The 15,277-nt window shown below is 41.5% G+C and carries 9 protein-coding genes and 1 pseudogene; 9 read left to right on the top strand and 1 reads right to left on the bottom strand.

The window, feature by feature from the left end; translation table 11 throughout:
- The first annotated feature begins 17 nt into the window (after positions 1-17).
- The 9 genes and pseudogenes from rpoC to tuf all read left to right on the top strand — a co-directional run bounded on the left by rpoC (position 18) and on the right by tuf (position 12,597).
- Entirely contained in the window at positions 18-4,238 is a 4,221-nt protein-coding gene (rpoC, locus tag ACLKL2_RS08660; protein ID WP_413694081.1) for a DNA-directed RNA polymerase subunit beta', read from the top strand.
- A 2,324-nt stretch (positions 4,239-6,562) separates the two neighbouring features.
- The gene (locus ACLKL2_RS08655) at positions 6,563-6,949 is read left to right on the top strand and encodes a RidA family protein (RefSeq protein ID WP_113820548.1); all 387 of its coding nucleotides are present in this window, start codon (positions 6,563-6,565) and stop codon (positions 6,947-6,949) included.
- A 9-nt stretch (positions 6,950-6,958) separates the two neighbouring features.
- Positions 6,959-7,363, top strand: coding sequence for a sulfurtransferase complex subunit TusD (gene tusD, locus ACLKL2_RS08650; protein ID WP_413694080.1), 405 nt, complete (start codon positions 6,959-6,961; stop codon positions 7,361-7,363).
- 10 nt (positions 7,364-7,373) lie between these two features.
- Positions 7,374-7,733 (top strand): sulfurtransferase complex subunit TusC, encoded by a 360-nt coding sequence (gene tusC / locus ACLKL2_RS08645; RefSeq protein ID WP_413694079.1) that lies wholly within the window; start codon positions 7,374-7,376, stop codon positions 7,731-7,733.
- On the top strand, positions 7,734-8,027 hold the full coding sequence (gene tusB / locus ACLKL2_RS08640) for a sulfurtransferase complex subunit TusB (protein WP_413694078.1): 294 nt from the start codon (positions 7,734-7,736) through the stop codon (positions 8,025-8,027).
- A 208-nt stretch (positions 8,028-8,235) separates the two neighbouring features.
- Positions 8,236-8,609 (top strand): annotated as a pseudogene (gene rpsL, locus ACLKL2_RS08635) (30S ribosomal protein S12).
- An 84-nt stretch (positions 8,610-8,693) separates the two neighbouring features.
- Positions 8,694-9,164, top strand: coding sequence for a 30S ribosomal protein S7 (gene rpsG / locus ACLKL2_RS08630; RefSeq protein WP_113820545.1), 471 nt, complete (start codon positions 8,694-8,696; stop codon positions 9,162-9,164).
- A 77-nt stretch (positions 9,165-9,241) separates the two neighbouring features.
- Positions 9,242-11,338 carry an elongation factor G gene (fusA, locus tag ACLKL2_RS08625; protein ID WP_113820544.1) on the top strand — a complete coding sequence of 699 codons (2,097 nt, stop codon included), beginning with the start codon at positions 9,242-9,244 and terminating at the stop codon, positions 11,336-11,338.
- A gap of 74 nt (positions 11,339-11,412) precedes the next feature.
- Entirely contained in the window at positions 11,413-12,597 is a 1,185-nt protein-coding gene (gene tuf, locus ACLKL2_RS08620) for an elongation factor Tu (protein ID WP_113820543.1), read from the top strand.
- 1,980 nt (positions 12,598-14,577) lie between these two features.
- Here the strand turns inward: tuf and ACLKL2_RS08615 are convergent.
- Positions 14,578-15,204, bottom strand: coding sequence for a tetratricopeptide repeat protein (locus ACLKL2_RS08615; protein WP_413694077.1), 627 nt, complete (start codon positions 15,202-15,204; stop codon positions 14,578-14,580).
- Positions 15,205-15,277 lie beyond the last annotated feature (73 nt).

The following is a 15,277-nucleotide window of genomic DNA, read 5'->3' as shown; positions in this document are numbered from 1 at the left end:
CCTAATGGGAGAGTAGCGTGAAAGACTTACTCAAGTTTTTAAAGCAACAAAATAAAACCAAAGAATTCGATGGTATTAAAATCGGTTTAGCATCACCTGAAATGATCCGTTCGTGGTCTTTTGGTGAAGTTAAAAAACCTGAAACAATTAACTACCGTACCTTTAAACCTGAACGTGAAGGTTTATTCTGTGCACGTATCTTTGGTCCTATCAAAGATTACGAATGTTTATGTGGTAAATACAAACGCCTTAAACATCGTGGTGTTATTTGTGAAAAATGTGGTGTTGAGGTTACTCAAGCTAAAGTTCGTCGTGACCGTATGGGACACATCGAATTAGCATCACCTGTTGCACACATTTGGTTCCTTAAATCACTTCCGTCTCGTATCGGCTTAATGCTAGATATGACGTTACGTGATATCGAACGTATCCTTTACTTTGAATCATTCGTGGTTGTTGAACCTGGTATGACTGATCTTGAGCGTGGCCAAATCCTGCTTGAAGAAGAGTACCTAGATAACCTAGAGCAATGGGGCGACGAGTTTGATGCAATGATGGGCGCTGAAGCCGTATTTGCACTACTTAAAGATCTTGACCTTGAGCATGAAATCAAAGGTATGCGTGAAGAGTTAGAATCGACTAATTCTGAAACACGTCGTAAGAAACTGACTAAACGTCTGAAATTGGTTGAATCTTTCCACCAGTCTTCAAACAAACCAGAGTGGATGATCTTAACAGTACTGCCTGTACTTCCACCTGATTTACGTCCTCTAGTACCACTAGATGGCGGTCGTTTCGCTACGTCTGATCTAAATGACTTATACCGTCGTGTTATTAACCGTAATAACCGTCTGAAACGTCTATTAGAACTAGCTGCACCAGATATCATCGTACGTAACGAAAAACGTATGTTACAAGAGTCTGTTGATGCGTTATTAGATAATGGTCGTCGTGGCCGAGCTATCACTGGCTCTAACAAACGTCCTCTAAAATCGCTTGCAGATATGATCAAAGGTAAGCAAGGTCGTTTCCGTCAAAACTTACTAGGTAAACGTGTAGATTACTCTGGCCGTTCTGTAATCACAGTGGGTCCATCTCTACGTTTACATCAATGTGGTCTTCCGAAGAAGATGGCATTAGAGCTATTCAAACCATTCGTATACGGTAAGTTAGAAGCATTAGGTCTTGCTACTACTATCAAAGCAGCTAAGAAATTAGTTGACCGTGAAGGTGGTGAAGTTTGGGACATCCTTGAAGGTGTTATCCGTGAACATCCAGTGCTACTTAACCGTGCACCAACACTTCACAGACTAGGTATCCAAGCGTTTGAACCAGTATTAATCGAAGGTAAAGCGATTCAATTACACCCATTAGTTTGTGCGGCATACAACGCCGACTTCGATGGTGACCAAATGGCGGTACACGTACCGTTAACAATTGAAGCGCAGCTTGAAGCTCGTACCTTGATGATGTCTACGAACAACATCCTATCACCTGCAAATGGTGAGCCGATTATCGTACCTTCTCAAGACGTTGTATTAGGTTTGTACTACATGACTCGTACGCGCATTAATGCACGTGGTGAAGGCATGTACTTCCAAAATGCAAAAGAAGCTGAAAAAGCGTACCGTGCTGGTGTTGTAGACTTACAAGCAATTGTTAAAGTTCGTATGACGCAAGTACACATTGCTGAAGACAAAACGCGTACATCAACTACTGCTTTAGTTGAAACGACGATTGGTCGTGCCATCTTATCGTTAATCATGCCTGAAGGTTTACCATTCGAGCATGTTGATTTGAACATGGGCAAAAAAGCAATCTCTAACGTATTGAATGCTTGTTACCGTCTACTGGGTATTAAAGATACTGTTATCTTTGCTGACCAATTAATGTACACAGGTTTTGAGTACGCAACTCTATCGGGTGCTTCTGTTGGTATTAACGATATGGTTATCCCTGACGCTAAGAAAACATTAGTTGACGAAGCTGAAGCGGAAGTACTAGAAATCCAAGAGCAATTCCAAGCCGGTCTTGTTACTGCGGGTGAGCGTTACAACAAAGTTATCGATATCTGGGCAAGTGCGAATGAGCAAGTTGCTAAAGCGATGATGGAAAACCTTTCTAAAGACACAGTCTTAACAGCGAAAGGTGAAGAAGTTCAGCAAGATTCGTTTAACAGCGTTTACATGATGGCCGACTCGGGCGCACGTGGTAGTGCCGCTCAGATTCGTCAGCTAGCGGGTATGCGTGGTCTGATGGCTAAACCGGACGGTTCAATCATCGAAACACCTATCGTAGCTAACTTCCGTGAAGGTCTAAACGTACTTCAGTACTTTATCTCGACGCATGGTGCACGTAAAGGTCTAGCCGATACCGCACTTAAAACAGCAAACTCGGGTTACCTAACTCGTCGTCTTGTTGATATTGCTCAAGATTTAGTTATCACAGAAGAAGATTGTGGAAGTGAAGAAGGTCTATTAGTAACACCGTTAATTCAAGGTGGTGACGTTGTTGAACCACTTCGTGAACGTGTACTAGGTCGTGTTGTTGCTCGTGACATCATCAAACCAGGTACAGATAACGAAGTATTAATCGCACGTAACGTATTACTAGACGAAAAATACTGTGACTTAATCGAAGAAGCCTCTGTTGACCAAGTATGGGTTCGCTCAGTAATTACTTGTCACACTGACTTCGGTGCTTGTGCACAATGTTACGGCCGTGACTTGGCTCGTGGACACATGGTTGGTCAAGGTGAAGCTGTAGGTGTTATGGCTGCACAATCAATCGGTGAACCAGGTACACAGTTAACGATGCGTACGTTCCACATCGGTGGTGCTGCATCTCGAGCGGCATCTGAAAACAGTATTCAAGTTAAGAACTCTGGTAAAGTTAAATTACATAACGCTAAGTTTGTAACTAACTCTGATAACAAAGTAGTTATCACATCTCGTTCTACTGAATTAACAGTAATCGATGAACTAGGTCGTACGAAAGAAAACCATCGTTTACCTTACGGTGCTGTACTTGAAAAAGCAGATGGCGAAGCGATCACAGCTGGCGAAATTATCGCTAACTGGGACCCGCATACACATCCAATCATCACTGAGGTAGAAGGTACGATTGAGTTCCTAGACTTCATTGAAGGCGTTACCATTGACAAACAAACAGATGAACTAACTGGTCTATCTAGTATTGTTGTTATTGACCCTGCACAACGTCCAAGTGCTGGTAAAGAAATGCGTCCAATGACTAAACTAGTTGATGCTAAAGGTAATGATTTATTCATTCCTGGTACTGATGTTGCTGCGCAATATGCACTACCTGCAAAAGCAATCGTTAGTCTAGAAGATGGTGCTAAAGTACGAGTTGGTGACGCGGTTGCACGTATCCCACAAGAAAGCTCGAAAACTCGTGATATCACGGGTGGTCTACCTCGCGTAGCCGATTTATTCGAAGCACGTACACCTAAAGATGCTGCTATCTTAGCGGAAGTATCTGGTACATTATCATTTGGTAAAGAAACCAAAGGTAAGCGTCGTTTAGTGATTACTAAACCTGACGGTGATGTATACGAAGAGATGATCCCTAAATGGCGTCACCTAAACATCTTCGAAGGTGAGAAGATTGAAAAAGGTGAGGTTATTTCTGATGGTCCTGAGTCTCCTCATGACATCCTTCGTCTACGTGGTATTAGCCCAGTGGCTAACTACATCACAAACGAAGTACAAGAAGTATACCGTTTACAAGGTGTAAAAATTAATGATAAGCACATCGAAGTTATCGTTAACCAAATGCTACGTAAATGTATCATCACTGATGCCGGCGACACTGCATTCTTAGTGGGTGAGCAAGCTGAAGTTGCACGCGTTATCATTGAAAACCGTAAACTTGAAGCTGAAGGTAAAATCGTTGCTAAGTTTGAATACCAGTTACTAGGTATTACTAAAGCATCACTAGCTACTGAATCATTTATTTCAGCTGCATCTTTCCAAGAAACAACACGTGTTCTTACGGAAGCTGCTGTTGCAGGTAAGTGTGACCAATTACATGGCTTGAAAGAGAATGTAATCGTAGGTCGCTTGATTCCTGCTGGTACTGGTTTTGCACATCACCGTACTCGTGCTGCAGAGAAAGCGAAAGAGCTTGAGCCTGTAGTAGAAGAGCCAATCATCGATGTTGAAGCTGCTGAGCAAAACTTAGCAGACTTACTAAACGCCGTTGATTTTGGTGAGTAATACAACAATATAACTATATTGTTTAAAAAAGGTGCTTCGGCACCTTTTTTTATGCCTGTAATTTGAGAGGCGGATTCAGTGGAAACAATTAATACCAATCATAGTAAGTAACTGATCTATTTTACTTGTTAAAACAACTTATTTTTCCGTTGTAAGTTTCGTATAGGGAACAACCATTTACATCAACTTACGCCTCAAACTAAGCTATTTTTCCGGCGCAAAATTTAGATCAGTTATTTAATACAATTGGTATAAAATAACAAAATAGATGTAGTGTTTTACTTTTTAGCATGTGGTGTTTTTATGTGTTGATTTTGATGTAATGTAGTTTACGAAACATCTTTAGGGGCGCTGGCTTTAGCCTGCAGTGTTTTTGTGTGTTGGTTTTGACCTTGGGGCGCTGACTTTAGTCGGCAGGCTAGAGCAATGAGCGGAAGAGCTCTGTGATTCCTTTTTTCAGCTTGCAGTGTTTTGTGTGTTGGTTTTGACTTTGGGGCGCTGACTTTAGTCTGCAGTGTTTTGTGTTGGTCCTTATCTTATTGTTTGCAATATTTATTTTTTCTTAGAGTATTTTGCTTATTGGTTGTTAATCGATATATGCGATGACTCGCATACTGGAAGGCTAAAAAAGGGTGCGCAGGGCTTACCCGCTCATAGACTAACCTGACGGTTAATTCGCCCTTCGCCCCTAATATCAAGCTTCGCTTAATAGCTGTCGCTCTTTTTTACGTTTGTTTGTGGATCATACGAAACACTTTCAGGCTTTGTTATTAATGCCGTTGACGAATCACGTCGTAATTTGCGACACATTTTTTCGGGGCGCTGGCTTCAGCCTGCTTGTTTTTGGTTTTGTATTTTGTCTGTGTTGTTTTAGTTTTTGACGGTTCGCTTTGCTCATTGAGGTTAATAGTCGTATGCGATGACTCGCATACTGGAAGGCTGAAAAAGGGTACGCAGAGCTTACCCGCTCATAGACTAACCTGACGGTTAATTCGCCCTTCGCCCCTAATATCAAGCTATCGCTTGATAGCTGTCGCTGTTTTTTACGTTTGTTTGTGGATCATACGAAACACTTTCTGGCTTTGTTATTAATGCCGTTGACGAATCACGTCGTAATTTGCGACACATTTTTTCGGGGCGCTGGCTTCAGCCTGCTTGTTTTTGGTTTTGTATTTTGTCTGTGTTGTTTTAGTTTTTGACGGTTCGCTTTGCTCATTGAGGCTAATAGTCGTATGCGATGACTCGCATACTGGAAGGCTAAAAAAGGGTACGCAGAGCTTACCCGCTCATAGACTAACCTGACAGTTAATTCGCCCAGCGCCGCTAATATCAAGCTTCGCTTAATAGCTGTCGCTGTTTTTACGTTTGTTTGTGGATCATACGAAACACTTTCTGGCTTTGTTATTAATGCCGTTGACGAATCACGTCGTAATTTGCGACACCTTTTTTCGGGGCGCTAGCTTCAGCCTGCTTGTTTTTGGTTTTGTATTTTGTCTGTGTTGTTTTAGTTTTTGACGGTTCGGTTTGCTCATTGAGGCTAATAGTCGTATGCGATGACTCGCATACTGGAAGGCTGAAAAAGGGTACGCAGAGCTTACCCGCTCATAGACTAACCTGACGGTTAATTCGCCCTTCGCCCCCAATATCAAGCTTTGCTTGATAGCTACGGCTGTTTTTTACGTTTGTTTGTGGATCATACGAAACACTTTCTGGCTTTGTTATTAATGCCGTTGACGAATCACGTCGTAATTTGCGACACATTTTTTCGGGGCGCTGGCTTCAGCCTGCTTGTTTTTGGTTTTGTATTTTGTCTGTGTTGTTTTAGTTTTTGACGGTTCGCTTTGCTCATTGAGGCTAATAGTCGTATGCGATGACTCGCATACTGGAAGGCTAAAGCCTTCGCCCCTAATATCAAGCTTCGCTTGATAGCTGTCGCTCTTTTTTACGTTTGTTTGTGGATCATGAGAAACATGTTTTAAGTGTTATCGATATCAATTAAGGTTACGACACATCTTTAAGGGGCGCTGACTTTAGTCTGCAGTGTTTTGTTTTTGTGTGTTGGTTTTGGTTTGTTACTTTGTAAAAGAAGCTATATAAAAAGAGTTTAAATACAAACGCAAAAAGATCTGCAGGCTAAAAAAAGGGGGCAGAGCTTACTCGCTCAGGAGGCTAACCTGTCGGTTAATTCACCCCTGATATAAAGCTTCGTTTAATCGCTGTCACTACTTTTTTATAAACCTTTCCAAATTGTTTTTAGTCTTGTTTTTATTGTGCTTCTACTTCAATATACGGGCACGAAATTTCATTCACAAAGGAAGTATCTTATGACAACTAAAACAATTATTAACACTGAAAAAGCGCCTGCGGCAATTGGTCCTTATTCACAAGCTAATCAATTAGGTAACTTAGTATTCACTTCTGGTCAAATCCCATTAGATCCAGTTTCTATGGAAGTGGTTGCAGGTGGTGTTGCTGAGCAAGCTGAGCAAGTAATGAAAAACTTGATGGCAGTATTAGAAGAAGCTGGTGCTTCTGCAAGCACTGTGATCAAAACAACTTGTTTCATTAAAGATATGAATGACTTTGTTGCATTTAATGAAGTTTACGCTAAATACTTTGCTGAACTAGCGCCTGCTCGTTCATGTGTTGAAGTTGCACGTTTACCAAAAGATGTATTAGTTGAAGTTGAAGCTGTTGCTTACACTGCTTAAAGGCTAACTATGTCAGACTCACAGGTAATTAAATTTTCTTTGCTTGTCACGGGTAACCCGGCAAGCGATCAAAGTGCGGCGACGGCATTGCAATTTTGCGAAGCGGCATTGGCGGCTGATCATCACATATCAGGAGTGTTTTTCTATCTTGATGGTGTGTTAACCGCAAGTCATTTAATTAAACCTGCCAGCGATGAGGTAAATTTACCTGATCGCTGGGCTGCTTTAGCAACTCAATATAACTTCCCTTTAGAGGTTTGTGTATCTGCGTCTTTACGTCGCGGTATTGTTAATGAGACAGAAGCAAAGCAGTTAGATTTACAGCAGTACAACCTTAAAGCACCTTTTGTGTTAAGTGGGTTAGGGCAGTTGGCGGAATTATCGGCTAGTTGTGATCGACTGATACAGTTTTAAGGGGAGTTGTATGGAAAAGAAGGTTGGTATTGTTAATCGTCAAGCACCACATGGTCGTAGTGATGCGCGTGAAGCATTGGATTTAACCTTAGCGTTATCGGCATATAATGAATCACTTAGTGTTTTTTTTATAGGTGATGGTATTTATCAGTTATTAAAAAAGCATCAAGCGGATGTTATTTTACAAAAGGATTTTCAACCTATGTTGAAGATGTTTGACCTCTACGATGTTGAACAGGTTTATGTTTGTGCCACTTCGTTGCAGCAACGTAATATTTCAGTAGAACAATTAGTTATTAAAACTGAGTTGCTAAGTACTGAAGAGATTAAGCAGCGCCTCGCTGAACAAGATCAATTAATGAGTTTTTAAATGATATTACATACTGTTAGCCGTTCACCTTTTAGTTCTTTTGCATTATCTGACTGTATTAAGCAATTGCGAGATACTGATATTGTGCTGTTACTGAGCGATGCGGTGATTGCCAGTGCTGCAAATTCAGAGTTACATCATAAGTTACTGCAACTACATGAAAATAAACGTCTGTTTGTGTTAGCGGCTGATGTTGATGCACGTGCTATTGAAGTGAAATTAGGGAAAGTGATCGATTACAGTGAATTTGTTACGTTAACTGTACAATGTAAAAGCCAATTAAACTGGACTTAAACCTCTTTAAAACCTTATTTATCTTGTTGATTTATTAATGCTTTATTAGCAAGCCTTGATTAACTTTTCTGTGATCGTCCTATTTTTTTATTGTGTGAGCAAAAACACAATTGCCTAATTATTGACTCGCCATTCTATTCAGCGTAAACTCTTGCGACCCTAATTTATAGGGTTTGATTTTTCACACACACTTAGGAGCTATTTAACAATGGCAACAATTTCACAATTGGTACGCAAACCGCGTAAGGACAAAGTTCAAAAAACTAACGTTCCTGCGCTAGAAGCGTGTCCACAAAAACGTGGTGTATGTACTCGTGTATATACTACTACACCAAAAAACCTAACTCGGCAATGCGTAAAGTTGCTCGTGTACGTCTAACTAACGGTTTCGAAGTAACTTCGTACATCGGTGGTGAAGGCCATAACTTGCAAGAGCATAGTGTAATCTTGATCCGCGGCGGTCGTGTAAAAGATTTACCGGGTGTTCGTTACCATACAATTCGTGGTGCACTTGATACTTCAGGTGTTGCAGCACGTCGTAACGGTCGTTCTAAATACGGTGCTAAAAAGCCTAAATCTTAATACTTTCCGTAAGTAAGGCCAAACAAACACTATTTAATTTTAATATGTTTTGGGTAAAATCCTGAAGCGCACGGAGATAATAAGATGCCAAGAAGACGCGTCGTAGCTACTCGTAAAGTACTACCAGATCCTAAGTTTGGATCAGAAATCCTAACAAAATTCGTTAACGTAGTAATGGTTGACGGAAAAAAATCTATTTCAGAAAAAATCGTTTACGGTGCATTGGAAACTGCAGCTGAAAAAAGCAGCAAAGATCCAATGGAACTTTTTGAAGTAGCTCTAGAAAACATCCGCCCAAGCGTAGAGGTTAAATCTCGCCGCGTTGGTGGTTCAACTTACCAAGTTCCTGTAGAAGTTCGTCCTTCTCGTCGTAATGCTCTTGCAATGCGTTGGTTAGTTGAAGCTTCTCGTAAGCGTGGTGAAAAATCAATGGCATTACGTCTAGCTGGTGAGCTAGTAGATGCAGCAGATAACAAAGGTTCTGCGGTTAAGAAACGTGAAGACGTTCACCGTATGGCTGATGCAAACAAAGCGTTTGCTCACTACCGTTGGTAGAAAGTATTTAGCACAGGCTTTGGCCTGTGCTTTTTCGTTTCTATTTGCACAAAGCTTTATTTAAAAAGGACATTGCATTGTCACGTACAACTCCTATTGAGCGTTACCGTAATATCGGTATTGTAGCTCATGTCGATGCAGGTAAAACTACTACTACAGAGCGTGTATTGTTCTACACTGGCGTATCTCACCGTATAGGTGAAGTTCACGACGGCGCAGCAACAATGGACTGGATGGAGCAAGAGCAGGAGCGTGGTATCACTATCACATCTGCTGCCACTACTACTTTCTGGCAGGGCATGCAAAACCAGTACGAACAGCACCGCATTAATATCATCGATACACCCGGACATGTTGACTTCACTATTGAAGTTGAACGTTCTTTACGTGTGTTAGATGGTGCAGTAGTTGTTTTCTGTGGCACATCAGGTGTAGAACCACAATCAGAGACCGTTTGGCGTCAAGCAAACAAGTACCACGTTCCGCGTGTTGTATTTGTTAACAAGATGGACAGAACTGGGGCTGACTTTGAGGCTGTGCTTGAGCAAATTCGTAATCGCCTTGGATCTACTTGTGTACCTATTCATTTGAATATCGGTGCGGAAGAAGAGTTCGAAGGGGTTATTGACCTCATTAAAATGAAAGCAATTAATTGGAACGATGCAGATCAAGGGATGACATTTGAATATAATGATATCCCTGCTGATCTACTAGAGCACGCGCAAGCTTTACACGAAGAGCTAGTAGATACAGCTGCAGAAGCAAATGATGAACTGATGGAAAAATACCTTGAAGAAGGTGAACTTTCAGAAGAAGAAATCAAAGCAGGTTTACGTATTCGTACGTTAAATAATGAAATTGTATTAGCGACTTGTGGTAGCGCCTTTAAAAATAAAGGTGTTCAAGCAGTACTTGATGCAGTTATCGATTATTTACCTTCTCCAGTGGAAGTTGATGCGATTAAAGCTATCAATGCCCACAATGATAAAGAGATTGAATGTCCTGCTTCTGATGATGCACCATTTGCCGCACTCGCATTTAAAATTGCAACGGACCCATTCGTGGGCACGTTAACGTTTATGCGTGTGTACTCAGGCGTAGTTAAGTCTGGTGATCAAGTTTATAATCCTATTAAAGGCAAGAAAGAGCGTTTAGGGCGTATCGTACAGATGCACGCTAACGAACGTAAGGAAGTCAAAGAGGTTCGCGCTGGTGATATCGCCGCTGCGGTTGGCCTTAAAGACGTCACTACGGGAGACACGCTTTGTGTTGCTGGACAGAATATTATACTTGAGCGTATGGATTTCCCTGAACCGGTAATTCAAATTGCGGTTGAGCCTAAAACCAAGGCTGACCAAGATAAATTAACGCTAGCACTAGAAAAACTTTCTGCTGAGGATCCTTCATTCCGTGTTGAAACGAATGAAGAGTCTGGACAAATACTGATCTCTGGTATGGGTGAACTTCACCTTGATATCATTGTTGACCGTATGCGTCGCGAGTTCTCCGTGAACTGTAACGTGGGTAATCCACAAGTAGCTTACCGTGAAACCATCCGTAAATCGGTTGAGATCGAAGGTAAATTTATTCGTCAAGGCGAAGGACCGAGCCACTATGGCCACGTCCAATTAAAATTAGAACCACTTGAAAATGGTGCTGGTTTTGAATTTGTGAACGAAATGGCTGATAATGTAATCCCTAAAGAATACATTCCAGCAGTGAGCAAAGGCTGTGAAGAACAAATGAACCAAGGTGTACTTGCTGGTTTCCCAATGCTTGACGTTCGAGTCACTTTATTAAATGGTTCTTACCATGAGGTTGACTCTAGCGAAATGGCCTTTAAAATTGCTGCCATGATGGGTTTCAGAGATGGAGCATTAAAAGCTGATGCCACTATCCTTGAGCCTCTGATGAAAGTGGAAGTAACTACTCCAGAAGAATGGATGGGCACTGTAGTCGGGGATCTTAATGGTCGTCGAGGTATTATTGAAGGAATGGACGATGGCCCTGGTGGTGTTAAGATCGTTCATGCTAAAGTACCGCTGTCTGAAATGTTCGGTTATGCTACCGCAGTTCGCTCAGCAACGCAGGGTCGTGCATCTTATTCGATGGAATTTTTAGAATATGCCGATGCGCCTAAAAAAATTGCTAACGCAATTATTGAAGCGAAATAAAAAATAAATTAAACTAACGCCTTTCCATGTGATGGCATGTGGAGAGGTATTTACTGATAAAGAAGGTACACACTGTGTCTAAAGAAAAATTTGAACGTAATAAACCACATGTAAACGTAGGTACAATCGGCCACGTTGACCATGGTAAAACTACTTTAACAGCTGCAATCTCTGCTGTATTAACTAAGAAATTTGGTGGCGACACTAAAGATTTCTCTTCAATCGATAACGCTCCAGAAGAGCGTGAGCGCGGTATTACAATCAATACTTCTCACATCGAATACGATACAGACACTCGTCACTACGCACACGTAGACTGTCCTGGACATGCCGATTATGTTAAAAACATGATCACTGGTGCTGCTCAAATGGATGGTGGTATCTTAGTTGTTGCTGCTACAGACGGTCCTATGCCACAAACTCGTGAGCACATCCTACTTTCTCGTCAAGTTGGTGTTCCACACTTAGTTGTTTTCTTAAACAAATGTGACATGGTTGATGATGAAGAGCTACTAGAATTAGTAGAAATGGAAGTTCGTGAACTTCTTTCTGAATACGACTTCCCAGGTGATGACCTACCAGTTATCCTTGGTTCTGCTCTTAAAGCACTTGAAGGTGAAGCTGAGTGGGAAGACAAGATCGTTGAACTTGCTGACGCACTAGATTCTTACATCCCTGAGCCAGAGCGTGACATCGATAAGCCATTCATCCTTCCTATTGAAGATGTATTCTCAATCGCTGGTCGTGGTACTGTTGTTACAGGTCGTGTTGAGCGCGGTATCATCAAAGTTGGTGAGTCTGTTGAAATCGTTGGTCTTAAAGATACTGTTACTACTACATGTACTGGTGTTGAGATGTTCCGTAAACTTCTTGACGAAGGTCGTGCTGGTGAGAACGTTGGTGTTCTTCTACGTGGTACTAAGCGTGAAGACGTTGAACGTGGTCAAGTTCTAGCTAAGCCTGGTTCTATCAAGCCACACACTAAGTTCGAATCTGAAGTATACGTACTAAGCAAAGATGAAGGTGGTCGTCATACTCCATTCTTCAAAGGTTACCGTCCACAGTTCTACTTCCGTACAACTGACATCACTGGTGCTGTTGAGCTTCCAGAAGGTGTAGAAATGGTAATGCCTGGTGATAACCTTAAGTTCGTTGTTGAACTAATTGGTCCAATCGCTATGGACGAAGGTCTACGTTTCGCTATCCGTGAAGGTGGCCGTACTGTTGGTGCTGGTGTTGTTTCTACTATCATCGAGTAATAACTACTCTTTATAGTTTTTAAACTACATTCAAAAAAGAGAGCTTCGGCTCTCTTTTTTTATGGGCTAAGGAAAACAAAGCTTTCACCTCACTACTGGTGAAGGTGGCGCTATACCTGTAAAGACGTAGGTGCTTGTTTCTACAATCATCGAGTAATAACTACTCTTTATAGTTTTTAAACTACATTCAAAAAAGAGAGCTTCGGCTCTCTTTTTTTATGGATGAAGGAAAGTGCTACGTTCTAGAAATAGTTTAAGTACCATGTTTAACTAGCAGTGAAGGTAGCGCTATACCTGTAAAGATGCAGCTGCTTGTTTCTACTATCATCGAGTACTACACCTCAAGTAAAGTTACTCTTTATCGTTTTTAAACTAAATTCAAAAAAGAGAGCTTCGGCTCTCTTTTTTTATGCTTGTGATAAAGTGTTTTTCGTTTGTCGTTATCAATAAAAGGCACGACACATCTTTAAGGGGCGCTGGGCGAATTAGGCGATAGCCTAGAGCAATGAGCGGAAGAGCTCTGCGATTCCTTTTTCAGCCTGCTTGTTTTGAGTTGAAAGTAATGAAAGTTGTGACACATCTTTGGGGCGCTGGCTTCAGCCTGCTTCTTTTGAATTTGTTTTTTGTGTTTTGACTGTGCTTTTTTAGTTATTCACGGTTCGCTCTGCGATGCTAATCGTTGTATGCGATAACTCGCATACTGACAGGCTGAAAAAGGGTGCGCAGAGCTTACCCGCTCATGAGACCAACCTGACGGTTGATTCGCCCAGCGCCCCTAATATCAAGCTAAGCTTGATAGCTGCCGCTCTTTTTTACGTTTGTTTGTGGATCATGAGAAACATATTTTAAGTGTTATCGATATCAATTAAGGTTACGACACATCTTTAAGGGGCGCTGACTTCAGTCTGCAGTATTTTGGTTTTATGTGTTGCTGTTAGTTTTAGTGTTTTGATGTTGTGAATGGCTTATCAGTTCGCTTTGCTCATTGAGGCTGATAGTCGTATGCGATAACTCGCATACTGGCAGGCTAAAGACCTGCGCCCCGGGTATCAAGCTTCGCTCGATAGCTGCAGCTCTTTTTTTATGTTTGTTTGTGGATCATGAGAAACATATTTTAAGTGTTATCGATATCAATTAAGGTTACGACGCATCTTTAAGGGGCGCTGGGCGAGTTAGCCGGCAGTCTAGAGCAATGAGCGGAAGAGCTCTGCGATTCCTTTTTTCAGCCTGCTTATTTTGAGTTGAAAGTAATGAAAGTTGCGACACATCTTTAGGGGCGCTGGCTTCAGCCTGCTTATTTTGAGTTGAAAGTAATGAAAGTTGCGACACATCTTTAGGGGCGCTGGCTTCAGCCTGCTTCTTTTGACTTTAATGTTTTATGTTGTGAATGGCTTATCAGTTCGCTTTGCTCAGCGATGCTAATCGTTGTATGCGATAACTTGCATACTGGCAGGCTGAAAAAGGGGGCGCAGAGCTTACCCGCTCATGAGACCAACCTGACGGTTGATTCGCCCAGCGCCCCTAATATCAAGCTAACCTTGATAGCTGCGGCTCTTTTTTACGTTTGTTTGTGGATCATGAGAAACATATTTTAAGTGTTATCGATATCAATTAAGGTTACGACACATCTTTTAAGGGGCGCTGACTTCAGTCTGCAGTGTTTTGGTTTTGTGTGTTGCTGTTGAATTTTAGTGTTTTGAGTTGAAAGTAATGAAAGTTGCGACACATCTTTAGGGGCGCTGGCTTCACCCTGCTTCTTTTGACTTTAATGTTTTATGTTGTGAATGGCTTATCAGTTCGCTTTGCTCGTTGAGGCTGATAGTCGTATGCGATAACTCGCATACTGGCAAGCTAAGAAAGGGGGCGCAGAGCTTACCCGTTCATGAGACCAACCTGACGGTTGATTCGCCCAGCGCCCCGGTATTAGACTACGTCTAATCGCTGTCGCTTTATGAAATTAGGCGATCGTTGATAGCTTTTTTAAAACTGATTGCTGCGTCTGGCGTTTTTGATGGCGTACTCAGGCATTTTAGTTTCTAGTTTGGCTAGTTGTAGTTTGGCTTCTGCTTTAGTTTTTTTACTTTCAAATACAGTGTTGTATAAGGCGTGGTAAGCTTCTTCATAATCGTATGGGCTGCCGTAACCTTGGTTTAGCAGTTTGATATAGCTGATTTTTGCTTTTAGATGGCCTAATAAGGCGGCTTCTCTGAAGTAACGAATTGCTTTGTCTTTGTCTTGGATGACTAGTGTACCGTTATTGTAGTAACGGCCTAATTGCTCTATTGCTGCTAATAAGCCCTTATTAGCGGCTTCATGTATGTAGTGCATGCCTAATTTGGCATTACGGTCTACACAGACGCCCCAGGCGAGCATATCTCCCCACAGGTATACGAATGATGGTTCTTTAATTTTTAAAGCGTGAGCTTCAATATCTTGGACTAATTGACAATCATCTGCTTTGACACGTTGCAAGTGTTTATTGTCTCTCACTAAAGCATTTAACTCGTCTTGTGTATAAACTTGAATCACTTCATAGTCTTCTGCGATCGACAGGTTAGATGTGATTAAGCTGACTAGAAGTAACGAGCTGGCTACTATTTTTTTCATAGGTCTTTATACCAGGTGAATTATTAAAGTGAATAATAGTTTATCGGCAGCTTTTAGTTTTTCTTAAGTATAA

It is taken from the genome of Psychromonas sp. KJ10-2, from assembly GCF_047323255.1.
GTDB lineage: Bacteria > Pseudomonadota > Gammaproteobacteria > Enterobacterales > Psychromonadaceae > Psychromonas.
The sequence above is the reverse complement of the archived record's forward strand: the minus strand, read 5'-3'. Positions and strand labels throughout refer to the sequence as shown.

Bases quoted from the DNA above. Each gene is read 5' to 3' on its own strand.
- tusD (WP_413694080.1), top strand. From the start codon at position 6,959: ATGTCAGACTCACAGGTAATTAAATTTTCTTTGCTTGTCACGGGTAAC.
- tusB (WP_413694078.1), top strand. From the start codon at position 7,734: ATGATATTACATACTGTTAGCCGTTCACCTTTTAGTTCTTTTGCATTA.
- tusC (WP_413694079.1), top strand. From the start codon at position 7,374: ATGGAAAAGAAGGTTGGTATTGTTAATCGTCAAGCACCACATGGTCGT.
- ACLKL2_RS08615 (WP_413694077.1), bottom strand. From the start codon at position 15,204: ATGAAAAAAATAGTAGCCAGCTCGTTACTTCTAGTCAGCTTAATCACA.
- rpsG (WP_113820545.1), top strand. From the start codon at position 8,694: ATGCCAAGAAGACGCGTCGTAGCTACTCGTAAAGTACTACCAGATCCT.
- ACLKL2_RS08655 (WP_113820548.1), top strand. From the start codon at position 6,563: ATGACAACTAAAACAATTATTAACACTGAAAAAGCGCCTGCGGCAATT.